The sequence below is a fragment of the Parviterribacter kavangonensis genome, assembly GCF_056863335.1.
The window spans coordinates 824,792-850,111 of record NZ_JBXPJA010000002.1 but is presented as its reverse complement, the minus strand read 5'-3'; the positions used below and the strand labels follow the sequence as shown (position 1 = coordinate 850,111).

23 protein-coding genes are annotated in these 25,320 nt (G+C 74.0%); 15 read left to right on the top strand and 8 right to left on the bottom strand.

The genetic code is table 11. From position 1 onward, the window contains the following. Positions 1-12: 12 nt before the first annotated feature. Positions 13-885 (top strand): ABC transporter ATP-binding protein, encoded by an 873-nt coding sequence (locus AC1UE4_RS19645; protein WP_482919003.1) that lies wholly within the window; start codon positions 13-15, stop codon positions 883-885. Then, entirely contained in the window at positions 878-1,609 is a 732-nt protein-coding gene (locus tag AC1UE4_RS19640) for an ABC transporter permease (RefSeq protein WP_482919002.1), read from the top strand. Before AC1UE4_RS19645 ends, AC1UE4_RS19640 begins: the two co-directional genes overlap by 8 nt. Here AC1UE4_RS19640 and AC1UE4_RS19635 read toward each other — a convergent pair. The 4 genes from AC1UE4_RS19635 to AC1UE4_RS19620 all read right to left on the bottom strand — a co-directional run bounded on the left by AC1UE4_RS19635 (position 1,606) and on the right by AC1UE4_RS19620 (position 4,448). Further along, complete coding sequence (locus AC1UE4_RS19635) at positions 1,606-2,283, bottom strand: hypothetical protein (protein WP_482919001.1); 678 nt, start codon at positions 2,281-2,283, stop codon at positions 1,606-1,608. The two genes, AC1UE4_RS19640 and AC1UE4_RS19635, sit on opposite strands and share 4 nt — an antisense overlap. Beyond that, positions 2,280-2,735: an RNA polymerase sigma factor gene (locus AC1UE4_RS19630; protein WP_482919000.1), complete on the bottom strand. Its 456-nt coding sequence runs from the start codon at positions 2,733-2,735 to the stop codon at positions 2,280-2,282. Before AC1UE4_RS19630 ends, AC1UE4_RS19635 begins: the two co-directional genes overlap by 4 nt. Positions 2,736-2,797: 62 nt before the next feature. Beyond that, entirely contained in the window at positions 2,798-3,298 is a 501-nt protein-coding gene (locus AC1UE4_RS19625) for a plastocyanin/azurin family copper-binding protein (RefSeq protein ID WP_482918999.1), read from the bottom strand. A 70-nt stretch (positions 3,299-3,368) separates the two neighbouring features. After that, on the bottom strand, positions 3,369-4,448 hold the full coding sequence (locus AC1UE4_RS19620; protein ID WP_482918998.1) for an NAD(P)/FAD-dependent oxidoreductase: 1,080 nt from the start codon (positions 4,446-4,448) through the stop codon (positions 3,369-3,371). 32 nt (positions 4,449-4,480) lie between these two features. Here AC1UE4_RS19620 and AC1UE4_RS19615 point away from each other — a divergent pair, with 32 nt between their 5' ends. Continuing rightward, positions 4,481-5,110: a response regulator gene (locus tag AC1UE4_RS19615; protein ID WP_482918997.1), complete on the top strand. Its 630-nt coding sequence runs from the start codon at positions 4,481-4,483 to the stop codon at positions 5,108-5,110. Here AC1UE4_RS19615 and AC1UE4_RS19610 read toward each other — a convergent pair. Then, on the bottom strand, positions 5,107-6,693 hold the full coding sequence (locus AC1UE4_RS19610; protein WP_482918996.1) for a sensor histidine kinase: 1,587 nt from the start codon (positions 6,691-6,693) through the stop codon (positions 5,107-5,109). The genes AC1UE4_RS19615 and AC1UE4_RS19610 overlap by 4 nt on opposite strands. A 26-nt stretch (positions 6,694-6,719) precedes the next feature. On the opposite strand from AC1UE4_RS19610, the gene AC1UE4_RS19605 reads away from it, so the two are divergent. Further along, positions 6,720-7,988, top strand: a complete 1,269-nt coding sequence (locus tag AC1UE4_RS19605; protein ID WP_482918995.1) for an FAD-dependent oxidoreductase — start codon at positions 6,720-6,722, stop codon at positions 7,986-7,988. A gap of 4 nt (positions 7,989-7,992) precedes the next feature. Here the strand turns inward: AC1UE4_RS19605 and AC1UE4_RS19600 are convergent, their stop codons facing one another. Further along, positions 7,993-9,138: an FAD-dependent oxidoreductase gene (locus AC1UE4_RS19600; RefSeq protein WP_482918994.1), complete on the bottom strand. Its 1,146-nt coding sequence runs from the start codon at positions 9,136-9,138 to the stop codon at positions 7,993-7,995. 107 nt (positions 9,139-9,245) lie between these two features. Here AC1UE4_RS19600 and AC1UE4_RS19595 point away from each other — a divergent pair, with 107 nt between their 5' ends. The 4 genes from AC1UE4_RS19595 (at position 9,246) to AC1UE4_RS19580 (ending at position 14,066) form a co-directional block, all read left to right on the top strand. Continuing rightward, positions 9,246-10,619 (top strand): NAD(P)/FAD-dependent oxidoreductase, encoded by a 1,374-nt coding sequence (locus tag AC1UE4_RS19595; protein ID WP_482918993.1) that lies wholly within the window; start codon positions 9,246-9,248, stop codon positions 10,617-10,619. A gap of 78 nt (positions 10,620-10,697) precedes the next feature. Further along, positions 10,698-11,444 (top strand): DsbA family protein, encoded by a 747-nt coding sequence (locus tag AC1UE4_RS19590; RefSeq protein WP_482918992.1) that lies wholly within the window; start codon positions 10,698-10,700, stop codon positions 11,442-11,444. Positions 11,445-11,454: 10 nt separating this feature from the next. Then, positions 11,455-12,654: an FAD-dependent oxidoreductase gene (locus AC1UE4_RS19585; RefSeq protein ID WP_482918991.1), complete on the top strand. Its 1,200-nt coding sequence runs from the start codon at positions 11,455-11,457 to the stop codon at positions 12,652-12,654. Further along, positions 12,627-14,066: a glycosyltransferase gene (locus AC1UE4_RS19580; RefSeq protein ID WP_482918990.1), complete on the top strand. Its 1,440-nt coding sequence runs from the start codon at positions 12,627-12,629 to the stop codon at positions 14,064-14,066. Before AC1UE4_RS19585 ends, AC1UE4_RS19580 begins: the two co-directional genes overlap by 28 nt. 62 nt (positions 14,067-14,128) lie before the next feature. Here AC1UE4_RS19580 and AC1UE4_RS19575 read toward each other — a convergent pair whose 3' ends face one another. Further along, on the bottom strand, positions 14,129-14,737 hold the full coding sequence (locus AC1UE4_RS19575) for a GNAT family N-acetyltransferase (protein ID WP_482918989.1): 609 nt from the start codon (positions 14,735-14,737) through the stop codon (positions 14,129-14,131). A gap of 63 nt (positions 14,738-14,800) precedes the next feature. After that, positions 14,801-15,673, bottom strand: a complete 873-nt coding sequence (locus AC1UE4_RS19570; RefSeq protein ID WP_482918988.1) for a diguanylate cyclase domain-containing protein — start codon at positions 15,671-15,673, stop codon at positions 14,801-14,803. Positions 15,674-15,801: 128 nt separating this feature from the next. Here AC1UE4_RS19570 and AC1UE4_RS19565 point away from each other — a divergent pair, with 128 nt between their 5' ends. From AC1UE4_RS19565 to AC1UE4_RS19535, 7 genes are read left to right on the top strand one after another with little or no spacing between them, the layout of a single operon-like run. Then, the gene (locus AC1UE4_RS19565) at positions 15,802-16,302 is read left to right on the top strand and encodes a hypothetical protein (RefSeq protein WP_482918987.1); all 501 of its coding nucleotides are present in this window, start codon (positions 15,802-15,804) and stop codon (positions 16,300-16,302) included. 46 nt (positions 16,303-16,348) lie between these two features. Continuing rightward, entirely contained in the window at positions 16,349-17,755 is a 1,407-nt protein-coding gene (locus AC1UE4_RS19560) for an MlaD family protein (protein WP_482918986.1), read from the top strand. A 5-nt stretch (positions 17,756-17,760) separates the two neighbouring features. Then, positions 17,761-19,377, top strand: a complete 1,617-nt coding sequence (locus AC1UE4_RS19555; RefSeq protein WP_482918985.1) for an MlaD family protein — start codon at positions 17,761-17,763, stop codon at positions 19,375-19,377. Next, positions 19,374-20,909 carry an MlaD family protein gene (locus AC1UE4_RS19550; RefSeq protein WP_482918984.1) on the top strand — a complete coding sequence of 512 codons (1,536 nt, stop codon included), beginning with the start codon at positions 19,374-19,376 and terminating at the stop codon, positions 20,907-20,909. The genes AC1UE4_RS19555 and AC1UE4_RS19550 overlap by 4 nt, the downstream gene beginning before the upstream one ends. Next, entirely contained in the window at positions 20,906-22,474 is a 1,569-nt protein-coding gene (locus AC1UE4_RS19545) for an MlaD family protein (protein WP_482918983.1), read from the top strand. The genes AC1UE4_RS19550 and AC1UE4_RS19545 overlap by 4 nt, the downstream gene beginning before the upstream one ends. Beyond that, the gene (locus AC1UE4_RS19540; RefSeq protein ID WP_482918982.1) at positions 22,471-23,802 is read left to right on the top strand and encodes an MlaD family protein; all 1,332 of its coding nucleotides are present in this window, start codon (positions 22,471-22,473) and stop codon (positions 23,800-23,802) included. The genes AC1UE4_RS19545 and AC1UE4_RS19540 overlap by 4 nt, the downstream gene beginning before the upstream one ends. Further along, positions 23,802-25,229, top strand: coding sequence for an MlaD family protein (locus AC1UE4_RS19535; RefSeq protein ID WP_482918981.1), 1,428 nt, complete (start codon positions 23,802-23,804; stop codon positions 25,227-25,229). Before AC1UE4_RS19540 ends, AC1UE4_RS19535 begins: the two co-directional genes overlap by 1 nt. The last annotated feature ends 91 nt before the right edge of the window (positions 25,230-25,320 follow it).

Here is a 25,320-nt window from a genome sequence, read left to right as displayed (position 1 = left end):
ACTGTAAGTGCAGTGGACGCACCCGCGATCCTCGTTCGAGATCTTCACAAGTCCTACGGGCCCGTAGAAGCGGTCCGCGGGATCGACTTCGAGGTCGCGCGCGGCGAGGTGTTCGGGCTCCTCGGGCCCAACGGAGCCGGGAAGACCACGACAGTCGAGATCCTGGAGGGATACCGCCAGCGGACGCGCGGCATCGTGTCCGTCCTCGGCCACGACCCCGGTCAGCGGCCCCGCGACCTCCGGCTGCGCGTGGGCATCGTCTTGCAGGGCGGCGGCGTGTACCGCCACCTGTCGGTCCGCGAGCTGCTGACCCACTGGGCGCACCTCTACCCGCGGCCGCGCGACGTCGACGAGGTGCTCGGCCTGGCCGGGCTGACTGAGCAGGCCGACGTCCGGACCCGCCGGTTGTCGGGCGGGCAGCTGCGGCGCCTGGACTTCGCGCTCGCGCTGATCGGCGACCCCGAGCTGATCTTCCTCGACGAGCCGACGACCGGGTTCGACCCGGCCGCTCGGCGGGCGGCGTGGCAGACGGTGCGGTCGCTGGCGGAGCTCGGCAAGACCGTGCTGCTGACCACGCACTACCTCGACGAGGCGCAGGCGCTGTGCGACCGCGTCGCGATCGTCAAGGACGGGCGGATCGTCGCCGAGGGCGCGCCCGCCGAGCTCGGCGTCGCCGCCACCTACCGCGTCACCTGGCGCGATCCGGTGAGCGGCGAGCTGGAGTCGCGCCAGACCGAGGATCCGACGGCGCTGCTGCACCAGCTCACGAGCGCGGCGCTGGCGCGCGGCGAGGCGGTCCGCGACCTCTCGGTCACGCGCCCGAGCCTCGAGGACGTCTACCTCGACCTCACCGCCGAGGAGCTGCCGGAGGCGTCGCGTGCTTGAGCTCACCTGGCGGCAGTACCGCCTCGAGCGCCGGATGTTCTGGCGCAACCCGAGCGCCGCCTTCTTCAACTTCCTGCTGCCGCTGCTGTTCCTCGCGCTGTTCGGCGCGATCTTCGCCGGCAACCAGGAGGACCTCGACGTCATCGTGCCCGGGATCGCCGGGATGAGCATCGTGTCGACGACGTTCGTCGCGATCGCGCACAACCTCGTCTTCCTCCGCGAGCAGGGCGTGCTGAAGCGCCTGCGCGGCACGCCGCTGCCCGCCCCCGCGTACTTCGGCGCGCTCGCCGGGCACGCGGTGACGAACGCCTCGATCCAGCTCGTCATCGTCATCGTCGCCGGGCGCGCCTTCTTCGGCGTCGGCTGGCCGGTCGACTGGCTGCAGCTGGGCGTCTTCGCCGTCGCCGGCGTCGCGTGCTTCTCGCTGCTCGGCGCGGCGCTCGCCCACGCGATCCCGAACTTCGACAGCGCGCCCGCCTACATCAACGCCGTCTTCCTGCCGCTCATCGCGATCAGCGGCGTCTTCTACGACGCCGACACCGCGCCCGCGTTCCTGCGCGACATCGCCGAGGCGCTCCCCCTGACGCACGTCATCGACGGCCTCTCGGGCGCGATGGTCACCGGCGCCTCCCAGTGGTCCGACCTCGTCGTCATCGCCCTGTGGACCGCGGCGGGAGCGTTCCTCGCCGTCCGCGGCTTCAGCTGGGACGCCAGGCGCGACTAGCCGTACGCCCCCGCGCGCTCTCCCGAGCGAGCGAACGCGAGAAGGCGCTCGGCGTCCGCGTTCGCGGAGACGAGGATGCAGGTGCGGCCGTCGCGCTCCCACGTGACGATCGTGGCGTCGCCGTCGCGGCTCACCGTGTAGTGATCGTCGCCGAGGCCGTCGAGCCGGTCGTCGACGATCGCGTACGCCGCGACGCGGCCGTCGCGGGCGTAGGTGACCGTCACCATCTTGCGCCCGTCGATCGTCGCGTTGCGCAGGCCGACCGGCCGCCAGCCGCCGGTCTTCTGCTTCCCCGGGAACCAGACGGGACCGACCCACGCATCGAGCATCCCGTCGGCGCGCGTGGCCGGCGCGGCGGAGACCGGCGCCCGCAACGCGATCCGCGCTGCCTGGTCGACCGTGACGTCGTCGCCGCCGGCGATCGACACGAGCCCGAACACGAGCGCCGCGAGCACGACGGTCGCGGCCGCGCCGAAGATCGGCCACGAGGCGATGCCGCGGCCACGGAGGCCGTCGCCGGCGAGCTGGCGCCGCTCCTTGCCGGGCGGCGCCTCGAGCCGCGTCTCCGCCACGCGCGCCCGGAGGGACTGCGGCGCGCGCACGCCCGCCGCCGTCGCCCGCAGGCGCTCGGCGAGGCGCTCCTGTTCCGGCGTCGCCCCCTCGTCGTGCCTCACCGGTCCGCTCCCTCGCCGCCGAGCTCCCTCGCGACGCCCTTGCGGGCGCGATGCAGGCGCGTCGTCAGCGTCGCCTCGCGGACCCGGAGGTTCCTCGCCGCCTCGCGGTAGGAGAGGCCGGCGAGGTCGACCGCGACGAGCGCGTCGCGGAAGTCCTCGGGCAGCGCGGCGATGGCGGTGAAGAGCGCTCGGACGTCGACCGGATGATCGGCGGCGGCGAGCGTCATCTCCTCCAGCGGCGCCGTCCTCACGCGGCGCGACGCCGTCCGCAGGCGGCTCGCGTGCGTGTTGCGCAGCGCACGCAGGAGGTAGCCGAGGTCGTCGTCGTTGCGCAGCCAGCGGGGCTTGCTGAGCACGCGGGCGTAGGTCTCCTGCACGAGGTCCTCCGCTTCGTGGGGCGAGCCGCACAGGGCCCACGCCGCCCGGTACAGGCGGTCGAGGTGGTCGCCCAACCCCGCGGGGTCCAGGCGCCGCGGTCCTGCTCGGGACGGCGATGCACCCACTGAGCGCGAGCCTACTTGACGGTCAGCGTCCCCTTCATGCCCGCTTCCTCGTGGCCCGGGACGGGGCAGTAGAACGTGTAGGTCCCCTTCTTCAGGGACACCGTGACGGTCGAGACGCCGCCCTGCTCGACGGTCTTCCCGTCCTTGTCGACTCCGTTGCCCTCGACGGCGACCGCGTGCGGCACGCTCGACGGGTTGTCCATCGTCAGCGTGACCTTCCCCGCCTTCGCATCGAGGGAGGTCTTGTCGAACTTCAGCGCCCCGCCGGGGTCGGCCGAGAGCTTCAGGTCCTGACCGCCGCCACCGGACGACGAGGCGGAGGACGACGACGAGGACGTCGACGTGTCGGCCGGCGGGGCGTACGCGCCGCCCTTGCTGGCGGAGCTCTCCGTCGTCGTCCCGGACGACGACGAGGAGGAGTCGTTCGACGACTCGTCGTCGCTCCCGCAGGCCGCGAAGCCGAGCACCGCGACGACCGCAAGTGGAGCGAACAGGCGTGAGGCAGAGGGCATGGCTCGAAGTCCTTCCAACGGGTTCACACCCCCCAAGACGCCGCCCGTCCGGAAACCTTCCCGCGCCGCCCTACTTCCCGTCGAGCTCCTCGAGGAACGCGGGGAGGCGGACGCCGGCGACGCGATGGGGCGGGTGCCAGAGCGGCTCTCGGGAGGCCCGGGAGACGCCGGAGTGGAGGTCGTGCTCGAGCCAGAGGGCGCCGTCTCCGGTGGGAAGGGCGCCGCGGACGCAGGGCTGGAGCGGCTCGGGGGTCACGTCCGCGCCCGCGGCCGCCGCGATCGACGTCGCGGCGGTGGCGGCCTGCTGGCACGCGAGGCCGCCCTGGCGGATCGGGAAGCTCGTGCCGTCGCCGGCCGCCCAGACGGCCTCGACGCCCTGGACCGCCCCGAACGGGTCGACCGGGAGGAAGCCGTCGGGATCGTGCGGCAGGCCCTCGACGCGCGGCCCGCGGACCCACGGCAGCGCGACGACGGCATCGGCCGGCAGCCGCCGGTCGCCGGTCAGGGCGAGCTCGCCGGGGTCGGCGTCCTCGACCACGCCGGTGATGACCTGCACGCCCGCTCGCGCGAGCTCCTCGGCCACGACGGCCGACGCCTCCTCGCCGAAGACGCTCACCGGCTTGGACTCCGGCGTCACGACCATCGCCTCGGCCCCCACGGCGGCCGCCCGCAAGGCGACCTCGTAGGCCGGCAGCGACCAGGCGGTGCCGACGGGGATCGTCACGGCGAGCCGTCGCGCGGCGCCGCGGTGGGCCAGATCCAGGACCGCATCGACGGCGGGCACGTCGATCGCCGACCCGAAGACGACGGCGTTGTCGAGCGACATGACACGGCGCGCCCCGATCGCCACGAGCAGCGCGTCGTAGGGCACCTCGTCGCCCTGGCGCAGCAGCAGCCGGCGGCGCTCGGGGTCGACGCCGGTCATGGCGTCCCGCACCAGCGAGACGCCCAGCCGGCTCATGACCTGATCGATCGGGTGGCGGTCGACGCCGCCCATCGTCCAGGGGGCGTCGCCGAGCGGCTGATGGAGCACCTCATGGGCCGGACCGACCACGGTGACGCGCACCTCGTCGCGCGCCAGTTCGCGCAATCCGAGGACCGCCTCGATCCCCGCGAGGCCTGCTCCGGCGATGACGACATCGAACGGCATCCCCCGATCATGGTGAACTACCGGTCGGCACGATGTCCGATGAGCCCCTCACAGTCGTCCTCGCCGACGACCACACCGTGGTCCGCGCCGGCCTGCGCCTACTGCTCTCGCAGGCCGGGATGGAGGTCGTCGCCGAGGCCGGCGACGTCGACAACGCCCTGCGCTACGTGCTCGGTCACAAGCCGGACGTGCTCGTGCTCGACCTCAACATGCCCGGCGAGCCGAGCCTCCCGGCCATCCCCCGCTTCCTCGAGGCCTCGCCGAACACGCACATCGTCGTCCTGACGATGCAGCAGGAGCCGCAGTTCGCCCGCGAGGCGCTGAAGGCGGGCGCGACGGCGTACGTGCTCAAGGAAGCCGCCGACGACGAGCTCGTGCAGGCGATCCAGGCGGCGCGCGCCGGGCAGACGTACGTCAACCCCTCGCTCGGCGCCCGGCTGGCGACGATGCCGTCCGGGCCGCCCGGCGGCCTGAGCGAGCGCGAGGTCGACATCCTGCGGCTCATCGCGCTCGGCCACACGAACACCGAGATCGCCGAGCAGCTCTACCTCAGCGTCCGCACCGTCGAGACGCATCGCGCGCACATCCAGCAGAAGCTGGGGCGCACCACGCGCGCCGAGCTCGTCCGCTACGCGCTCGACAACGGCCTCGTCGACCGCTAGGCGACCGGCAGCGACGCCGTCACGACGGTCCCGCCGTCGGCCGACGAGGCCACGTCCAGCGACCCGCCGGCCAGCGCGGCACGCTCGCGCATCCCGAGCAGCCCGAACCCCGCCGTCGCCGCACCGGGGTCGAACCCGCGGCCGTCGTCGGCGACCGACAGCGTCACGCGCCCGTCGGCCGTGCCCACCTCGATCGCCACGTGCGACGCCGCTGCATGCTTGGCGACGTTGGTCAGCGCCTCCTGCGCAAGCCGGTAGACCGTCGTCTCCACCTCGTGATCGAGCGGGCCGAGCGACGACGCGTCGACCGCGATCTCGAGCCCGTTCCCCGGCCCGACGCGCTGCGCCAGCGCCTCGAGGGCCGGCCCCAGCCCGAGCTGATCCAGCGCCGCCGGCCGCAGGTCGCTGATGATGGCCCGCAGGTTCTGGACCTCGCCGGCGATCTGCTCGACCGCGGCTCGCATCGCCTCGCGCAGCGCCTCGGCGTCGTCGGACCGCGACGCGGCCGCCAGCCCGACGCGCAGCGCGGCCAGGCCCTGGAGCGTCTCGTCGTGCAGCTCGCGCGCCCAGCGCGCCCGCTCGTCCTCGGCCGCGCGGATCGCGTGCCGCAGCCGGTCGCGCTCGACCGTCTGGGCAGTCGCCACCGCGGTGGCTGCGCTCGCCGCGAAGGCGTTCAGCAGCTGCTCGTCCTCGGGCCCGAACGCCCCGCCCTCGCCGACACGGCCGACGGCGCCGAGCACGCCCAGCGTCCGCGCCCGGTACGTGAGCGGGACGAGCAGCTCCTCCGCGGTCCGCTCCGCGCGGCCCGTGTGCACGACGCGCTCGATCAGCGCGCGCTCCGTGGAGCCCTCGCCCTCGGCCTCCCCCGCCCGCGCAACGACCTGCAGCTGGTCGCCGTCGAGCAGCGCGATGCCGATCCGCCGCGCGCCGACGAGCGCCCGGCCGCGCTTGGCGATCAGCTCGAGGACCCGCTCGATCCGCGTCTCGCCGCCGACCGCCCGCGCGATCGCCGTCGTCGCCTCCAGCCCGCGGACCGCGCGCTCCAGCTCCGCCCGCCGCCGGTCCGCGGACTCGTACAGCCGGGCGTTCTCGATCGCGATCGCCGCCCAGTCGGCCAGCGTCAGCACCGACAGCTCGTCGGTGTCGTCGAACGCCGCGCCGCCCTCCTTCTCGGTGAGGTAGAGGTTGCCCCACGCCTCGCCGCGGATGATCACGGGGACGCCCAGGAACGCGCCCATGTCCGGGTGGCCGGGCGGGAACCCGTACGACCGCGGGTGCGCGGTGACGTCGGGCAGCCGCAGCGGATGCGGATCCTCGATCAGCAGGCCGAGCACGCCGCGGCCGCGCGGGAGGTCGCCGATCGCGCGGTGCGCCGCGGGATCGATGCCGCTCGTCAGGAACTGCGCGAGCTCCGTCCGGGTGTCGTCGAGGATCCCGAGGGCGGCGTAGCGGGCGCCCGTCAGCTCCCGCGCGGTCGCCAGCACGCCGTCGAGGACGGTGCCGAGATCCAGCGAGGCCGTCAGCGCCCGCCCGGCCTCGAGGAGCCGTTGGAGGCGCTCCGCATCCAGCTGGGCGTTGGTCATCGCGTCGAGCAAGGTACCTTCCGCCCATGGCCGACACGGTGCTGATCGCGGGTGGAGGCGTCGCCGGACTGGAGGCCGCGCTGGCACTGCGCGAGCTCGCCGGCGACCGGGTGGCGACGACGGTGCTGACGCCCGAGGAGACGTTCGAGGTCAAGGCGCTGTCGGTGCGCGAGCCGTTCGCGCTGCCGCGGGCGCACCGTCACCGGCTCGACGACGTGGCCCGCGACGTCGGCTTCGAGCTGCGCCGCGGCGCGCTCGGATCGGTCGACCCGGACCGTCGCGTCGTCATCGACGCGGACGGCGCGGAGCACGGCTACGACCACCTGCTCGTCGCGATCGGCGCGCGCTGGGCGCGCGCGATCCCCCACGCCGTGACGTTCACCGGCCCCGGCGACGACGGCGTGCACGGCGTGCTCGAGGACATGGAGGGCGGCTACGCGAAGCGGATCGCGTTCGTCGCCCCGTCCGCCGCGACGTGGCCGCTGCCGCTCTACGAGCTCGCGCTCCTGACCGCCGAGCGTGCCGCCTCCGTCGGCCTGGACGACGTGCAGGTCACCGTCGTGACGCCCGAGGACGCGCCGCTGGCGCTCTTCGGCCCGCAGGCGAGCGACGCCGTCGGCGAGCTGCTGCGCGAGCGCGGCATCGAGGTGCTCACCTCGTCCATCGTGGAGCCGAGCTCGCGCGTCCCCGCCCTCGGGCTCGGCCCCGGCCACGACCGCGTGCCGGTCGACCGGGTCGTCGCGCTGCCGGTCATGGAGGGCCCCGCGGTCCCCGGCCTGCCCGTCGACGCCGGCGGCTTCGTGCCGATCGACGACCGCGCGCGCGTCGTCGGCGACGGCGGCCCGCTCGACGGCGTCTACGCCGCCGGCGACGGCACCGACTTCGCGATCAAGCAGGGCGGCATCGCGGCCCAGCAGGCCGATGCGGCCGCCGAGGCGATCGCCGCCGCGGCCGGCGCCGACGTCACGCCGCACGGCTTCCGGCCCGTCCTGCGCGGGATCCTGCTCACCGACACCGGCCCGCGCTGGCTGCGCGCGAACGTCGGCGACGAGCAGGACCGGTCCGAGCTGGCCGAGCACGCGCTCTGGTGGCCCCCGACGAAGATCGCGGGCCAGCACCTCGGCCCCTACCTGTGGGAGCGCGAGGAGGGTGAGCCGCTGCGGGCGCCGCACGAGGGCGTCGACGTCGAACGGCCGCTCGACGAACACGCCCTGCCCCGGCCGCGGCGCCGGCTGGCGCTGAGCGCCGACGGCCCCGAGGGCCACCTCGAGCTGCTCGAGCTGCCGCCCGAGTAGGCGCTCAGGCAGCGTGGGCGGCTGCGGCGTGCCCGGCCATCCACGGGCTGACGTGGCGGCCGAACATGGTCGTCGCCGGCCACCACAGCGGCTCGCTCGAGACCTCAGACGTTCCGGGCACCGGCCGCCCCGCCGCGTCCAGCTCGGCCCGCAGGTACATCGGCGAGGGGGCGCCGAAGACCCGGGCGCGGACGATCAGCTCGGGCGCCGGGAGCGGCACGGGCGCCCCCGCTCGGGCGGCGATGGCGAGCGCCGCGGCTTCCGCCTGCTGCGTCGCCAAGCCGCCCTGCTTGATCGGGAACGAGGTCATGTCGCCGGCGGCGTGGACGCCGTCGAGGCCGGCGATGCGGCCGCACGGGTCGGTCGTCACGAAGCCGCCGAAGTTGGCGGGGATCCCGCTGACGCGCCGGCCGGCGAGGGCCGGCGCCGCGAGGACCCGGTCGGCGTCGATCGTGCTCCCGTCCGCGAGGCGCAGGCCGCGCTGGTCGACGAGCCGCGGGGAGACGCCGGTGACGACGCGGACGCCGCGGTCGCGGAGCACGTCGGCGACGGCGGCGCTGGCGCGGTCGCCGAAGGCCGACAGCGGCGCGCGTTCGTTCAGGACGAGCGTCACCTCCGTGCCGGCCCCCGCCTCCTCCACCTCGGCGGCGGCGAGCAGCGCCAGCTCGACCATGGGCAGCGACCAGCTCACGCCGGGTGGCACGGTCAGCGCGAGCGACTCGACCTCGCCGGCGCGCAGGTCGGTGACGAGCCGCTCGAGGTGCGCGCCGTCGCGCTGGTCGCGGACGGTCAGCGCCCCCGGAACGGCGGCACGGGCGCGGGCGCCGAGCGCCAGGACGAGCGCGTCGTACTCGCGCACGCCGTCCGAGCCGAGCCGGACCCTGTGGGCATCCGGGAAGACGGCGTCGACGCGATCGATGGTCAAGGTGGCGCCGGTCTCCCCGGCGAGGGCGCCGAAGTCGAAGCGGTCGATGGGCGCGGCGGTGAACGGGGCGACGGTCGCGGCGGGGCGGAACGGCATCACCGGGTCGGGCACGACGAGCTCGAGGTCGACGCGGTCGCCGGCGTGCGGACGCAGCGCGAGCAGCGCCTCGGCAGCGGCGAAGCCGCCACCGGCGACGAGGACGCGGAGCGGGCGGCGGAAGGGCATGCCAGGAGGATCGTCACCCGCGGGGGTCCGTCCATCCGGAGCCGTCCGTCCACGCGTTGCGGGTTCCTACGGAGTCGCCGGGCATCGGCCGCGCTTACGGTCGGCCCATGCCCCATCGCCCCTCCCACCGCGTCGTCATCGCCGGAGGCGGCATCGCCGGCGTCGAGACGCTGCTCGCCCTGCGCGAGCTCGCCGGGGCGCGCGTGTCGATCGACCTCGTCACGCCGGAGCCCGACCTCGTCCTGCGCCCGCTCGCCGTCGCCGCGCCGTTCGGCACGGAGGAGGTGCGCCGCGTCTCGCTCCCCGACGTGTGCGCCGACCAGCGCGTTCACCTGCGCCGCGACGCGCTCGACTTCGTCGACGTCGCCGGATCGGCGATCGAGACCGCCCGGGGCGTGCGCATCCCGTACGACTCGCTCGTCGTCGCCATCGGCGCGCGGCGCAGCGAGGCACTGCCGGGTGCGCTCACCTTCGACGGCGACGAGGGGATTCGCGCGTTCCGCCGGCTGCTCGACGAGCTGGTCACCGGCGCCGCCCGTTCGGTGGCCTTCGCGCTGCCGCCCGGGTCGACCTGGCCGCTGCCGCTGTATGAGCTGGCGCTGCAGACGGCCCGCCACCTCGAGGGCACCGGCGCCCGGATCGACTTCGTTACGCCCGAGCAGGACCCGCTCGACGTCTTCGGGCGCCCGGCGCGGCGGCGCCTGCGCGCGCCGCTCGCCGGCCACGGCATCGCGCTGCACGTCAGCTCGGCGCCGACCAAGCTCCTCGACGGGATGCTGATCACCTCGACCGGCGCGCTCACGGCCGACCGCGTCGTGACGCTGCCGCGGCTCACCGGGCCGCGGGTCGCCGGCCTGCCGTCCGACCCGGAGGGCTTCCTGCCCGTCGACGATCACTGCGCCGTGGTCGGTGCGCCGGGCGTGCACGCCGCGGGCGACGGCACGGCGCTGTCGATCAAGCAGGGCGGCCTCGCGTCGCAGCAGGCCGACGCAGCCGCGGAGGCGATCGCCGCCCGCGCCGGCGCGCCTTGCACGCCTCAGCCGTACCACCCGGCGCTGCGCGCTCAGCTGCTCACCGGCGCGTTGCCGTGGTGGTTCCGCAGCGCCGAGGGCCCGCACGGCGCGGTCGCCAGCCGCGCGCCGTTGTGGTGGCCGCCCGGCAAGGTCGCCGCGCGGTACCTCGCGCCGTACCTCGCCGACCGCGTGCACCTGCATCTCGGCACCGAGGCGACGCTGCACGACGTCGACCGCGGCATCGGCTCCGACGAGAAGGGCCGCCGCGCGGCGCTCGACCTCGCGCTGCTGCTCGCCGACGACGAGGCCGCCAGCGGCGAGCCGCAGCTCGCGGTCCGGTGGCTCGACGCGGCGGAGGGCATCGCGGGCACGCTGCCGCCCGAGTACGTCCGCAAGCGCCGCGTCTGGCGCGACCCCTCGTCCGAGAGCTCCGTCCTCGTCCGCGAGCCGGGCGGACCCTGGAGCTGACGTGACCGCGGAACGGCGCGAACGGGGTGCGGCCGAGTACGGATGGTGCCCTTTAGGTCCGCGCCTAGGCTGGGGATCATGAGCTCACGTGCAGAGCAGAAGGCGCAGGCGCGGGAGGCGCGCCTCGAGGCCGAGGCCGCCGCAGCCGCGCAGGCGAAGCGCCGCCGCCGGCTCATCCTCTTCGGCGTCACCCTCGCCGTCGCCGCGGTCGTGTTCGCGGGCGTCGCGCTCCTGTCCTCGGGCGGCGACGACAACGGCGGCAGCGCCGATCGCGTGACCCTCTTCGACGGCATCCCGCAGGACGGCGCGTGGCTCGGCAAGGCCGACGCGCCCGTGACCGTGCAGGAGTTCGCCGACCTCCAGTGCCCGTTCTGCGCCGCGGCCTCGAAGGAGCAGCTGCCGGCGATCGTCAAGGACTTCGTCCGTCCCGGCGACGTGCGCATGCAGCTGCGCCTGCTGACGTTCATCGGCGACGACTCCGTCAAGGGCGCGCGCGCCGCGTGGCGGGCCGCCGGCCAGAACCGCATGTGGCAGTTCGCGGAGGCCTGGTACGCCGACCAGGGGCCGGAGAACTCGAACTACGCGACCGACGACTTCATCAACGGCGTGGCCGACAAGGCCGGCGCGAGCGACGTGCTCTCCGGCGGCGACGCGGCGGCGATCTCCAAGCAGCTCGCCGAGGACCGCAGCGCCGCGAGCGCCGCGCAGATCGACAGCACGCCGACGTTCGTCGTGACGAGCAAGGACGGCAAGGCGCAGACGGTCGCGGCGGACGGACTCGCCAAGGCGATCCGCGACGCGCTGGCGGCCTCGGAGCAGAGCTAGGCGGGATGCCATGCGCGTGGTCGTCGCAGGGGGCGGGTTCGCGGCAGCCGAGGCGGTCCTCGCGCTGCACGACCTCGCCGGCGACCGCGTGCAGGTCGAGCTGCTGTCGAGCAGCGAGGACCTCCGCCACCGGCCGCTGAGCGTCACCGCGCCGTTCGCGGCGGAGGGCGTGCGCCACGTGCCGCTGCGGCCGCTGTGCGAGGAGAACGGCGCGCAGCTGCGGCTCGCCACGGTGCAGTCGGTCGACGTGCCGGCGCACACGGTGCACACCGACACGCTCGGCGCCGTCCGCTACGACGCGCTGCTCGTCGCCGTCGGCGCGCGCCGGCGCCCGGCGCTCCGCGACGCCCTGACCTTCGACGGCACGCGCGGGATCGCCGAGCTGCGGCGCCTGCTCGACGCCGTCACGGCGAAGACGGTGAGGCGCATCGCGTTCGTCGTTCCCGACGGCGTGACCTGGGCGCTGCCGCTCTACGAGCTCGCGCTGCAGACCTCGGCGCTGGCTCCGGACGCCGAGCTCGCCGTCGTCACCGCCGAGGCGGCGCCGCTCGCCACGTTCGGCGACGACGTGTCCACGCGGGTGCGGGCGCTGCTCGAGGAGCGCGGCATCGCGCTGCTGCCGCCCGAGCGCCTGCGCCGCTACCACGCCGAGCGCGTCGTCGCGCTCCCCCGCATCGAGGGCCCGCACCTGCACGGGCTGCCGGCGGACCGCGACGGGTTCATCCCGGTCGACGAGCACGGCCTGGTCGACGGGACCGCCGCCGTCTGGGCCGCCGGCGACGCGACGAACGCGATCGTCAAGCAGGGCGGCCTGGCGATCCAGCAGGCCGACGCGGCCGCCGCGGCGATCGCCGCACGCGCGGGCGCGCCGGTCGATCCCGCGCCGTTCCGCCCGTTCCTGCGCGCAGTGCTGCTGACCGGCGGCCTGCCGCTGTGGCTCGGCGCCGGCGGCGCGCACGACCAGCGGCCGTGGCCGCAGCCGGGCAAGGTCATCGGCGGCAGGATCGCGGCGTGGCTCGACGAGCCCGATCCCGTCGCCGCGCCGCAGACCGTCGACGCCGCCTTCAAGCTCGCCGAGGAGACCGCCCGGGCGGGCCGGCCGGGCGAGGCGCTGAGTTGGCTCGACGCGGTCGAAGCACTCATCGGTAGCCTGCCGGAGGAGTACGCGGCGAAACGACGTGAGTGGACGCTGACGACACCCGACCGCTGACGACCGTCGAGGTCGGGAAGCTGCCGCTCGAGCGGCTTGCGGACGTGCTCTCCGAGGACGACCGCGAACGCGTCCTCGCCGCCGCCGAGCGCGGCCGCGAGCACCTCGCCGGCCGGACCGTGTGGAACGTCAACTCCACGGCCCGCGGTGGCGGCGTGGCGGAGATGCTCGTGACGCTGCTCGCCTACGCGCACGGCGCGGGCGTCGACGCGCGCTGGGAGGTCATCGGCGGCGACACGCCGTTCTTCCGCGTCACCAAGCGGCTGCACAACCGGCTTCACGGCTCCGAGGGCGACGGCGGCTCGCTGGGCTCCGAGGCGCGCGCGGCGTACGAGGCGCCGCTCGAGGCTGCGGGCGCGGCGCTGCGCAAGCGGCTGTCCCCCGGCGACGTCGTGATCCTCCACGACCCGCAGACCGCCGGGCTCGTGCCGCACGTGCGCGACCTCGACGTCACCGTCGTCTGGCGCTGCCACGTCGGGCTCGACACGCCGAACGACGTCGCCCGCGAGGCGTGGCGCTTCCTCCAGCCGTACGTGCGCGAAGCCGACGCCTACGTCTTCTCGCGGCAGGCGTTCGCGTGGGAGGACCTCCCCGAGGAGAAGCTCGTCCTCATCGCGCCGTCGATCGACGCGCTCGCGCCGAAGAACCAGGACATCGAGCCGGACGTCGCCGAGGCGATCCTCTACGCCGCCGGGCTGCGGCGTGACGGCGACGGGCCCGCGGCCGAGCCGGCGTTCATCCGCTTCGGCGGCGACCGCGGAACTGTCCAGCGGACCGCGACGGTCGTCGAGGAGCGGCCGCTGCAGCCGGACGACCGCTTCGTGCTGCAGGTGTCGCGGTGGGACACGCTGAAGGACCCGCTCGGGGTGCTCGACGGCTTCGCCGAGCACGTCGCCCCGCAGACCGACGCGCACCTCGTCTACGCGGGGCCCGACGTCAGCGCGGTGACGGACGACCCCGAGGGCGCCGAGGTCCTCGAGCGCGCCCGGGCACGCTGGGAGGACCTGCCGGGCGACGTCCGCGCCCGTGTGCACCTCGCCCTGCTGCCGATGGACGACGGCGACGAGAACGCCGCGATCGTCAACGCGCTCCAGCGCCGCGCGACGATCGTCGTGCAGAAGAGCCTCGCCGAGGGGTTCGGCCTCACCGTCGCGGAGGGGATGTGGAAGGCGCGTCCCGTCGTCGCGTCGCGGATCGGCGGCATCCAGGACCAGATCGAGGACGGCGTCAACGGCGTCCTCCTCGACGACCCGCGCGACCTCGAGGCCTACGGCGCCGCCGTCCGCGCTCTCCTCGACGACCCCGGCCGCGCGGAGGAGATCGGCCGCAACGCCCGCGAGCGCGTCCGCGGAGGGTTCCTCGGAACCCGCTCGCTCGAGGACTACCTCGCGCTCATAGAGAAGCTCGGCTGAGACGCGACAGAGGCCGCCGGTCCGGCGGAGAGCCTCGATGCGGGCGCGCCCCCTCTCGCCTTTCACTGCGCGGCGGTGGCGAAGGCCGGCGGCGCATCGCCGGAGATCTCCGCGGGGACGCCGGCGAGCGTGCTCCCCTCCCACTCGGCGCGCAGCAGCCCGAAGACGTGGACGTCATGGACGGTGTCGCCGTGGTGGTGGAACGACCGCAGCGTCCCCTCGCGGACGAAGCCGATCTTCTCGAGCGCCCGGACCGACCGCGGGTTGCCGGGCGCGGCGTAGGCGCCGAGGCGCTCGAGACCGAGAGCGCCGAACGCCAGCGCCGCGACGAGCGCCTTCGCCTCGTGGTTCGCGCCCGTGCCCCAGTGCGGTCGGCCCAGCCACGTCCCGATCACGGCGCGGCGGTCGCGCAGGCTCCACTCGCCGAGACCGGTCACGCCGATCGCGACGCCGTCCGGTCCCGCGATCACGAAGTCGAGGTGCCGCCCCTCCGCGCGCTCGGCCGGCAGCCGCGCGATGTAGGCCTCGGCCTCGGCGACCGCGGTGTACGGGCCCCACGAGAAGAACCGCGTGACCTCGGGGTCGCGGCCGAGCACGAACAGGGCGGCGGCATCGGCCGGCCGCGCGTAGCGCAGCGTCAGACGAGGTCCTCGGGCGACGAGGTCGGTCATCGCCCGACATCATCAGCAGATCGAACGTGCACGCACGGTGCCTGACCCCGTTGTTGCGTTGGGTCAGGCGGTTCCGATGAGCGGGCCGCCGGCGACCTCGATGTCGCCGCCGCCGCGCCGCTTGACCGCGTACATCGCGGCGTCGGCGTCGCGCAGCAGCGCCTCGGGCTCGCACGTGCCGTCGGCGGTCAGGGCGATGCCGAGGCTGGCGGGCACGGGAAGCTCGTCGAGCAGGCGCCGGGCGATCGCCCGCGCCTCGTCTTCACCGGTGACGTCCTCGCAGACGATCACGAACTCGTCGCCGCCGAGCCGCGCCGCGGTGTCGCCGCCGCGCACCGTCCGGGCCAGCTGGCCGGCGACGGACCGCAGGACGCGGTCGCCCTCGAGGTGCCCGTGCTCGTCGTTGACCGCCTTGAAGGCGTCGAGGTCGAGGAGCATCACCGCCAGGCACGACCCGGTCCGGTCCAGGCGGCTGAGTGCGAGGCGCAGGCGGTCGCCGAACAGCACGCGGTTCGGCAGGTCGGTGAGCGGATCGTGCAGCGCGCGGTGCGCGAGGCGGTTCTCGACGCGCTTGCGCTCGACGGCGTGGCGGACCGCGCGCTGCAGCGCCGCCGGCTCGAACGTGCCCTTGACGAGGTACTCCTCCGCGCCCGCGCGCAGCGCCGCGACGGCCAGCGCGTCGTCGCGATGCCCGCTCAGCACGACGACCGCGGCCTGCAGCGCGGCCGGCCGGATCCGCTCGACCGACTCGACCCCGCGGACGTCGGGGAGATCGAGGTCGAGCACGACGCAGTCGACCGGCGCGGCGAGCAGATGCTCGATCGCATCGGAGAGCGAGGCGACGCGGGCGGTGTCCAGCGTTCCGTGCGGAACGGAGAGGAGCTCGAGCACGAGCCCGGCGTGGCTGTCGTCGTCCTCGACCACGAGGACCTTCATGAAGCCGATCGTCGCAGGTGCCAAGCACGGTCGAAGGCCGCTGACCGACGCTTTGGACGAAGGTTCGACGACGTTCTGCGCCGAGATGCCGCTCCGCGCGCCGATCAGGCCCCACTAGCCTCCTTCAAGTGGAAGACGAACCCTCCGAGGAGCCCGTCGACGTCGTCCTGACCGCGGGCGAGCTGGACACCCAGATCGTGGGGCTCCGCGAGTTCCTGCACGTCTCGAGCGCCGTCGAGGTGCAGGCCGTGCTCGACCGCGGCGACGACGCGCTGCCGGTGATGATCAGCTGCTCCCGGCTCGGGCCGATCGAGGTCGTCGAGGGCGATCGCACGGTCCACCTCCCCCACGCGGTCGAGCTCGCGCCCGAGCCGCCGGCGTTCCCGCTCATGGCGCCGATGCCGCCGCTCGAGGTCGACGCCGAGGAGGGAACGGTCACCGGTCCGCTCGGCGGCGTCGAGGCCGCGGCCCGCGGCGTCCGGACGCTCGCGCGCTGGCTCGGCGGGCGCAGCGTCGCGCTCGCGTTCTGGCCGACGACCGAGCCCGACCTGCCGCTCGGCATCGCCGCCCGCGAGGGCGAGCCGACGATCCTGACGATCGGCGAGCAGCAGTTCCACCTCCCCGACTGACGAAGCGTCACCGCAAGCCTTCGGCCCGTCGTTCGTTGCGGCAGGCGTGGAGGGTCACCACGACAAGGGCCTGAGCCCCGTCGGACGGATCGCGGCGGGGGCCTCCCTCGTGCTCGCGCTCGTCATCGCGGGCTTCCTGCTCCTGGGCGGCGCCGGCGGCGACGGCTACCGCGTGCACGTGCGGTTCCTCGCGGCCACCAACGTCGTCAAGGGCAACCTCGTCCAGGTCGGGGGCCGGCCCGTCGGCACGGTCGAGGACATCCGCCTCACGCCCGACGGTCAGGCCGACCTGACGCTGCAGATCGACGACGACCACGTGGCGCCGCTGCGCGAGGGCACGCGCGCGACGCTGCGGATCGCGTCGCTCAGCGGCTCCGCGAACCGCTTCGTCGACCTGCGCATCCCGCCCGCCGGCGGCCGGACGATCCCCGACGACGGCGTCATCGACACGGCGAGCACGACGTCGGCGATCGAGATCGACCAGCTCTTCCAGACGTTCGACCCCGAGACGCGCAAGGGCCTGCGCAACGTCATCCGCGGCCAGGCGAACCAGTGGCGGACCGACGGCGACAAGGCGAACGCGGGCTGGGAGAACGTCAACCCGGCGCTCGTCTCCGCCCGGCGCCTGTTCCAGGAGGTCAACGCCGACTCGGGCTCCCTCGAGGACTTCGTCGTCCACTCCTCGAAGCTCATGTCCGACGTCGCCGACCGCCGCGACAGCGTCGCGATGCTCGTCGACCGGCTCGCGACGACGACCGGCGCGATCGCGAAGGAGGAGCGGTCGCTGCGCGGGGCGATCGGGCAGCTGCCGGACTTCCTGCGCCGCGCGAACTCGACCTTCGTCGACCTGCGCGCGACGCTCGACGACCTCGATCCCGTCATCGACGCGTCGCGGCCGGTGACGCCGAAGCTGCGCCGCGTGCTCGCCCAGCTGCGGCCGTTCGCGGTCGAGGCGGTGCCGACGATCCGCGACCTCGCCGCGCTCGTGCGCTCGCCGGGCGGCGCGAACGACCTGCTCGAGCTGGCCCGCTCGATCCCGCCGCTGCGCGACGTCGCGGTGCGCACGGTCCGCCGCAACGGCAAGGAGCGCCCCGGCTCGTTCGAGACGACCACGAAGGCGCTGAAGGGCCAGCAGCCGCACCTCGCGTTCTTCCGCCCCTACGCCGTCGACTTCACCGGCTGGCTCGACGACTTCAGCCACTCGGGGATCTACGACGCGAACGGCTCGGCGAGCCGCGTCGCGACCTCGGTCAACGCGTTCGCCGCGGTGGGCGCGCAGCTCAAGCTCGTTCCGCAGGAGCTGCGCAACCAGCTCAACGACCTCGTCGTCCGCCGCGGCCAGACGAACCGCTGCCCGGGCGCGAGCGAGCGCCCCGCCCGCGACGGGTCGAACCCGTTCAAGCCCTCCGACGACTTCAACTGCGATCCGTCGCAGGTCCCGCCGGGGGAGTGACCGCGATGCTTCGCCGCCTCCTCGCGCTCCTCACGGTCGCGGTCGCCGCCGTCGCGGTCGGCCTGCTCGTCACGGGCGCGCCCGACAGCGAGGCGGACGCCAAGCAGTACTGGGTCGAGCTCGACAACGCGTTCGGGCTCGTGGACGGCGCCGACGTGAAGGTCGGCGGCGTGCGCGCCGGCAAGGTGACGACGCTGCAGCTCGACCGCGAGACGATGCGCGCGAAGGTCGGCATCGAGGTCACGAAGACCGGCTTCGACGACCTGCGCCGCGACGTGCGCTGCGAGACGCGGCCGCAGTCGCTCATCGGCGAGTACTTCATCGACTGCCGGCCCGGCACCGCGCCCGAGCGGCTCCAGCCGGGCGACACGATCCCGGTCGAGCAGACCGAGACGACGATCCCCGTCGACCTCGTCAACGACATCATGCGCCGCCCGTACCGCGAGCGCTTCTCGATCCTCTTCAGCGAGCTCGGCCTCGGCCTCGCCGCCCGCGGCGAAGACCTCAACGAGACGATCCGCCGCGCCGTCCCCGCGCTGCGCCAGGTCGACCGCCTGCTGGCGATCCTGCGCGACCAGCGCCGCACGATCCGCGACCTCTACACGAACGCCGACCGCGTCGTGACGCGCGTGGCGAACAACAAGACCGACGTCGCCCGCTTCGTCGACGAGGCGCGCGACACCGCCGCCGCCGCGGCGTCCGAGGACGCCGGCATCCGCGACCAGTGGCGGACGCTCCCGCGCTTCCTCGGCGAGCTGCGGCCGACGCTCGCCCGGCTCGAGGACACGGCCGAGGCGCAGATCCCGGCGCTGCGCAACCTGAGCACGGCCGCGCCGTACCTCGAGAAGCTCCTGAAGACGCTCGGGCCGTACGCGGAGGCGTCGCGGCCGGCGATCCGCTCGCTCGCCGACGCATCCGGCACCGGGCGCAAGGCGGTCGAGGCGGCACGTGCCCCGGTGGCCGAGCTGCGCAAGGGCGTCGACGACCTCCCCGAGGCCGCGCAGAACCTCGCGATGACGCTCGAGCACCTCGACGACCCGCGCTTCGCGGTCGAGAAGGACGCCCGTGCCGGCCGCGGGCCGGACGGCGGCTTCACCGGCCTCGAGTCGCTGCTGCGGTACTTCTACGCGCAGTCGCAGGCGATCAACCTCTTCGACGCCAACAGCTACATCCTCAAGGCGTCGCTCTTCCTCGATCGCGAGTGCGCGAACTACACGAACGCCGAGCAGATCAAGAGCGGCGCCAGCCCCGACCGCTGCCGCGCGTGGCTCGGCAGGAACCAGCCCGGCATCACGTCGGCCGACTGGACGAAGACGAGCGACGGCGCCGAAGCCGACCGCAAGCGCGGCAAGCGCGGCCGGTCGCGGGCGCACAAGGGCGGCGACGCGCGCGGCGACGACGAGGCGGCGGCAACGCCGCAGGACGCCACGCCCGGCCGCGACGGCGCGGGCGGGAGCGGCGGCCTCGGCGGCGTCGTCCCGCAGCTCGACGAGCTGCTCGACCGCCTCCCCGAGACGCCGTCGCTGCCGTCCGCGCCGCGCGTGCCGGACACGGGCCGCGTCGACCCCGTGCTGCCGCGCGACACGTCCGAAGAGCTCCTCGACTTCCTCCTGGGCCGATGAGACGCACGCGCAAGGGCACCGCCTCGATCGTCGCGAACCCCGTCCTCGTCGGCGCGGTGACCACGCTCGTGGTCGTCGTCGCCGTCTTCCTCGCGTACAACGCGAACAAGGGCCTGCCGTTCGTCCCGACGACGACGCTGCGCTTCCACGTCGCCAACGGCGCGAACCTGCTGCCCGGCAACGAGATCCGGGAGGGCGGCGCCCAGATCGGGATCGTCGAGAAGATGGAGCCGGTCCGCCTCCCCGACGGCACCGTCGGCGCCGAGGTCGCGATGAAGCTCGACAAGGTGGCCGGGGCGATCCCCCGCGACTCGACGCTGAACCTGCGGCCCCGCTCGGTGCTCGGCCTCAAGTACGTCGAGCTGACGCGCGGCACGTCGAAGCGCACGTTCGAGGACGGCGAGACGATGCCGGCCGAGCAGGTCGACTACCCGGTCGAGATCGAGGACATGAACCGCATGTTCGACCGGCCGACGCGGGCGGCCGTGCGGGAGAACCTGCGCGGGTTCGGCACCGCGCTGTCGAGCCGGGGCTTCTCGCTCAACGAGACGATCCGCGAGCTGCCGCGGTTCCTCGGAGGGCTCGAGCCCGTGGCGCGCACGCTGGCCGACGAGCGCAACCGGCTCGACCGCTTCTTCGGCGAACTGGGCGACGCCGCGCGGATCGTCGCGCCGGTCGCGGGCCGCTACGCGCACCAGTTCAGCGCCGCCGCCGACACGTTCGAGGCGTGGTCGCGGTACCCCGACCGGCTGCGCGAGACGATCCGGCAGAACGCTCCGACGATGCGCGCGGGCATCCGCTCGTTCCGCACGCAGCGGCCGTTCCTCGCCGACACCGCGCGGTTCAGCCGCGCGCTGCGCGACACGACCGAGGTCATGCCGTCGGCGCTGCCGCGCATCCAGCGCGCGCTCGCCACCGGCGTCCCGGTGCTGCAGCGCACGCCGGCCTACAACGAGGAGCTCGGCAAGACGCTCGGCGCGCTGCGCGACCTCGCGTCGGACGAGCGCACGATCGTCGCGCTGCGCGGCGTGACGCGGCTCGTCGACGTCGTGCACCCGTTCATCCGCTTCGTCGGGCCGTACGTCACGGTCTGCAACTACTTCAACTACGCCTGGGGGAACGTCAGCGAGCACCTGACGGAGCCCGACCCGACCGGCGGCTCGCAGCGCACGCTGCTCAACCAGGCGTCGCGCCCGCGCGACCCGCGGGCGCCGAGCATCGGCTCGATCGGCGCGACGCGGCCCTCCAACGGCGAGGAGGTCGTCTCGGGCTCGCCGATGAACCTGCACCTGAGCCTCTACTCGGCCGCCGTGACGCACGACGGCCAGGCCGACTGCGAGTCCGGCCAGCGCGGCTACCTCGAGAAGCTCACGACGTACGACAAGGACCCCAAGAACAAGGTCGTCGTCGACCCGCACATGCCGGGCGCGTCGGGGCCGACGCTCACGGGCCGCCCCCGCGTCCCGGAGGGCCAGACGTTCACCCGCCTTCCCGAGAGCGGTCCGCAGCTGCCGAAGGAGCTCGACAAGTGAGGGGTCGCGCGCCGTCGAAGAACCACCTCGCACGGATCGGGCTCGTCGGGCTGATCGTCGCCGCCATCGGCGTGTGGTTCGGGTTCCGCAAGGACAACCCGTTCAACCACCCCTTCGAGGTGCGCGCGGCGTTCAAGGACGTCTCGCAGCTGCAGCCGCGCTCCCCCGTCCGCATCGCGGGCGTGAACGTCGGCAAGGTGAAGCGGATCGAGCCGCTCGGCGAGGACGGCGACGGCGCGCTCGTGACGATGGAGATCAAGGACGAGGGCCTGCCGATCCACGCCGACGCGCGCGCCAAGGTGCGGCCGCGGATCTTCCTCGAGGGCAACTGGTTCGTCGACCTCTCCCCCGGCTCGCCGTCGGCGCCGGCACTGGGCCGCGGCGACACGATCCCCGTGCAGCAGACCGCGGCGCCGGTGCAGTTCGGCCAGTTCCTGGAGATGCTGCAGAGCGACACGCGCGAGGATCTGCGCAACGTCTTCCGCGAGTACGGCAAGGCGGTGTCGGGCGAGGGCGGCCGCGGGTTCAACCGGTCGATCAAGCACTGGGAGCCGGCGTTCAAGAACTCGGCGATGGTCAACGACGCGACGCGCGGCCTGCTCGAGCACGACCTCTCGCAGTACATCGCCGGCGCGGCGCGCGTCGCCGAGGGCCTCGACCGCAACCCGGACCGGCTGCAGGAGCTGATCGTCGGCCTCGCGCAGACCGCCGACGCGTTCGCGAGCGAGCAAGCGAACCTGTCGGCGGCGATCCACGAGCTGCCGGTGACGCTCGGCGCCGGCCTGCGCGCGTTCTCGGCGCTGCGCACGGCGTTCCCGGACGTGCGGCGCTTCGCCCGCGACCTCGCTCCCACCGTCCGTGAGTCGGGCCCGGCGCTCGACGCGCAGCTGCCGTTCGTCCGCCAGCTGCGCGGGCTCGTCTCGCCGCCGGAGCTGCAGGGCCTCGTCCGCGAGCTGCGCCCGACGGTGCCGTCGCTCGTCGAGCTCAACCGGGGCGGCGTGAAGCTCCAGGAGCAGACGCGCCTGGCCAGCTCGTGCCAGCTCAACTCGATCATCCCGTGGAACGAGTCGACGATCCCCGACCCGAACTTCAAGGCGAGCGGCCCGATCTACCAGGAGGCGTCGAAGCAGTTCGTCGGGCTCGCCGCGGAGAGCCGCAACTTCGACGCGAACGGCCAGTACGTCCGCTCGTACGCGAACAACGCCAACTACGCGTCGGTGCTGGGCGACGGTCGCTTCTTCTTCACCGACCTGCCGGTGCAGGGCGTCAACCCGCCCAAGAAGCAGGGCGGCCCGCCGGCGTACCGCCCGGACGTGCCGTGTGAGACGCAGGAGCTGCCGGACCTGCGCTCCAACCCCGCGCCGCCGCCGCAGCAGGTGCGGATCAACCAGCACGCGCCGGGCGCCGACGCGCGGCGGGCGAAGGCGAACGAGAAGCTCATGGACTGGATGCGGCGCGCGCTGAAGGGCAGCACGCTCGGCGACAAGCTGACGCTGTCGGACGAGCCGCTGAAGGTCGGCGAGCTCGGCGAGGTCGTCAAGACGCTGGGGAGCGACGCGCCGTGAAGCGCGCGATCCGCGAGCACGCGAAGGACTTCGTGGCGATCGTCGTGCTCGTCTCGATGGCCGCGCTCGTCGGCGGCTACATCCTCAGCAACCAGCGGCTGCGGTTCCCGCTGCTCGAGCCGAAGCCATACGTGCTGAAGGCCGAGCTGAGCACCGCGCAGGCCGTCACGCCGGGGCAGGGGCAGACGGTGCGTGTCGCGGGCGTGCGGATCGGCGACATCGCGAAGGCCGAGCTGAAGGAGGGGCGCGCGATCGTCACGCTCGAGCTCGACGAGCAGTACCGCGACCTGGTCCACACCGACGCCACCGCGCTGCTGCGGCCGAAGACCGGGCTGAAGGACATGTTCCTCGAGCTCAACCCGGGCACGAAGGCCGCGCCGCTGGCGAAGCAGGGGTTCGTCATCCCGGTGAGCAACACGCTCCCCGACGTCAACCCCGACGAGATCCTCGCCGGGCTGGACGGCGACGTCCGCCAGTACGTGCGGCTGCTGCTCGACGGCGCGGGCAAGGGGCTGAAGGGCCGCGGCGAGGACCTGCAGGAGGTGCTGCGGCGCTTCGAGCCGACCTACCGCGACCTCGCGGCCGTGTCGAGCGAGGTGGCGACGCGCCGCACCGAGCTGCGGCGGCTCGTCAACTCGCTGCAGCGGCTGAACACGACGCTGGGGCGCAAGGACGACGACCTCGCGCAGCTCGTCGACGCGTCGAGCCGCGTGTTCCGCGCGATCGCGTCGCAGCGGGCGGGCGTGTCGGACACCGTGCGCCGGCTGCCGGGGACGCTGAAGCAGGCGACCGCGTCGCTGCAGCGCGTCGAGGAGATGGCGACGGTGCTCGGGCCGACGACGCGCAAGATGCGCCCGGCGATCGGTGCGCTGCGGTCGGCGAACGAGCGCACGCGGCCGCTGGCGCTGGAGGCGACGCCGCGGCTGCGCGACGACATCCGGCCGTTCGTGCGCGAGGCGCGGCCGCTGGTGCGCGACTTGCGGCCGGCGGTGAAGGGCTTGGCCGAGGGCGAGCCCGGCCTGCGCCGGACGTTCACCGTCCTCAACCACTTCTTCAACATGCTCGCCTACAACAAGGGCGGACGCGAGGGGCCGGAGAAGGCCGACCGCGACGAGGGCTACCTCTTCTACACGGGCTGGCTCGTGCATCAGGTGAACAACCTGTTCGGCTCGCTGGATGCGCACGGGCCGGGGCGGCCGGTGACGTACGGCGGGACGTGCGCGACGATCGAGAACACGGTCGGCGCGCAGGAGGAGCTGGAGGCGCTGCTCGGCCTGACGGGCGCGCTGACCGATCCGGCGGTGTGCGGCGGGAAGGGCGGCGGCTGATGCAGAAGCAGGCCCCCACGCTCGGGCGGCTCACCGCGATGGTCGGCTTCGCGCTGTCGTGCTTCGGGCTGCTGCTGTTCCTGTGGCTCGCGTTCGGCGGGCCGATCCCGATGAAGCCGGACGGCTACCAGCTGCGGATCGCGTTCGACGAGGCGCCTCTGCTCGCGAAGCAGTCCGACGTGCGCGTCGCGGGCGTGCAGGTCGGGCGGGTCGTGTCGGTCGAGCACTCGGTGAACGCGTCGGTCGCGACGCTGGAGCTCGACCGCAAGTACGCGCCCCTGAGCCGCGATGCGAAGGCGGTGCTGCGCAACAAGACGCTGCTCGGGCAGACGTACGTCGAGCTGACGCTGGGGTCGCGCAACGGGCCGAAGGTGCCGGAGGGCGGGCTGCTCGACGAGCGCAACGTGTCCGACACCGTCGAGCTCGACGAGATCCTGAACACGCTCGACCCGTACACGCGCAAGGCGTACCGGACGTGGCAGCAGGGCGTGTCGCGGGCGGTCTCCGGTCGCGGAACCGATCTCAACGACGCGATCGGCAACCTCCCGGAGTTCGCGTCGTCCGGCGCGGACCTCTTCGAGGTGCTCGCGCAGCAGAAGCAGGCGCTAGGCGCGCTCGTCCGCAACACGGGCGTCGTGTTCGGCGCGCTGACCGAGCGCGAGGGCCAGCTGCGCCGTCTCGTCGAGAACTCGGACACGGTGTTCTCCGCGATCCAGCGCGAGAAGGAGGACTTCGCGCAGGTCTGGAACATCTTCCCGACGTTCCTGTCGGAGTCGCGGCTGACGTACGACCGCCTCGATCGCTTCGCGCGCAAGGCGCGGCCGGTCGTCCAGGACCTCGAGCCGGCGATGCGCGACTTGCGTCCCACGTTGGTGGCGCTGTCGCAGCTGTCGCCCGATCTCGAGCACCTGTTCCGCGAACTCGATCCGCTGCTGGAGGCGGGCCGCACGTCGCTGCCGGCGTCACGCGAGCTCTTCGAAGGGCTGCGTCCGGTGCTCGGTGAGCTCGGCCCGTGGCTTGGCGAGCTCAACCCCATCCTCGCCTGGCTCGGCGAGCACCAGCACACGCTGTCGGATCTCTTCGCGAACCTCGGCGCGGCGACGCAGGCGACGACGAAGTCCCGTGACCCGCAGGCCACCGGCCACTACCTCCGCCAGTTCGGCCCGACTGGAGCGGAGACCGTCGCCGTCCACCCGAAGCGCCTCGCCGGCAATCGCGGCAACGCGTACTTGAATCCGCTGTCCCTGACCGGCCCGGAGATCGCGAAGCGCGGGATCATCGCCGCCTTCGACTGCCGCAATGTCAGCGGCGACGCCGACAAGCCGTCCAACTCCGACAACCCCGCCTGCTTCAACCAGGCGCCGTACTCGTTCGGCGGGGCGTTGCGGAAGTTCCCGCGAATCGAGGCGGAGAGCTACCGCCGCTAGCCGCTTCGCCGCGCTTCGCGACGAAGACGGTCGCGGACCCGGCGCGCCGGATTGCCTCTTGACCTTAGGCGTTCGCGGTCGCGGGGGCCGG

What these genes read in the sequence shown, in the direction of transcription:
- AC1UE4_RS19595 (WP_482918993.1), top strand. Translation starts at nt 9,246, where the DNA reads ATGCCCCATCGCCCCTCCCACCGCGTCGTCATCGCCGGAGGCGGCATC.
- AC1UE4_RS19575 (WP_482918989.1), bottom strand. Translation starts at nt 14,737, where the DNA reads ATGACCGACCTCGTCGCCCGAGGACCTCGTCTGACGCTGCGCTACGCG.
- AC1UE4_RS19570 (WP_482918988.1), bottom strand. Translation starts at nt 15,673, where the DNA reads ATGAAGGTCCTCGTGGTCGAGGACGACGACAGCCACGCCGGGCTCGTG.
- AC1UE4_RS19620 (WP_482918998.1), bottom strand. Translation starts at nt 4,448, where the DNA reads ATGCCGTTCGATGTCGTCATCGCCGGAGCAGGCCTCGCGGGGATCGAG.
- AC1UE4_RS19550 (WP_482918984.1), top strand. Translation starts at nt 19,374, where the DNA reads ATGAGACGCACGCGCAAGGGCACCGCCTCGATCGTCGCGAACCCCGTC.
- AC1UE4_RS19610 (WP_482918996.1), bottom strand. Translation starts at nt 6,693, where the DNA reads ATGACCAACGCCCAGCTGGATGCGGAGCGCCTCCAACGGCTCCTCGAG.
- AC1UE4_RS19585 (WP_482918991.1), top strand. Translation starts at nt 11,455, where the DNA reads ATGCGCGTGGTCGTCGCAGGGGGCGGGTTCGCGGCAGCCGAGGCGGTC.
- AC1UE4_RS19535 (WP_482918981.1), top strand. Translation starts at nt 23,802, where the DNA reads ATGCAGAAGCAGGCCCCCACGCTCGGGCGGCTCACCGCGATGGTCGGC.
- AC1UE4_RS19555 (WP_482918985.1), top strand. Translation starts at nt 17,761, where the DNA reads ATGCTTCGCCGCCTCCTCGCGCTCCTCACGGTCGCGGTCGCCGCCGTC.
- AC1UE4_RS19615 (WP_482918997.1), top strand. Translation starts at nt 4,481, where the DNA reads ATGTCCGATGAGCCCCTCACAGTCGTCCTCGCCGACGACCACACCGTG.
- AC1UE4_RS19605 (WP_482918995.1), top strand. Translation starts at nt 6,720, where the DNA reads ATGGCCGACACGGTGCTGATCGCGGGTGGAGGCGTCGCCGGACTGGAG.
- AC1UE4_RS19625 (WP_482918999.1), bottom strand. Translation starts at nt 3,298, where the DNA reads ATGCCCTCTGCCTCACGCCTGTTCGCTCCACTTGCGGTCGTCGCGGTG.
- AC1UE4_RS19600 (WP_482918994.1), bottom strand. Translation starts at nt 9,138, where the DNA reads ATGCCCTTCCGCCGCCCGCTCCGCGTCCTCGTCGCCGGTGGCGGCTTC.
- AC1UE4_RS19590 (WP_482918992.1), top strand. Translation starts at nt 10,698, where the DNA reads ATGAGCTCACGTGCAGAGCAGAAGGCGCAGGCGCGGGAGGCGCGCCTC.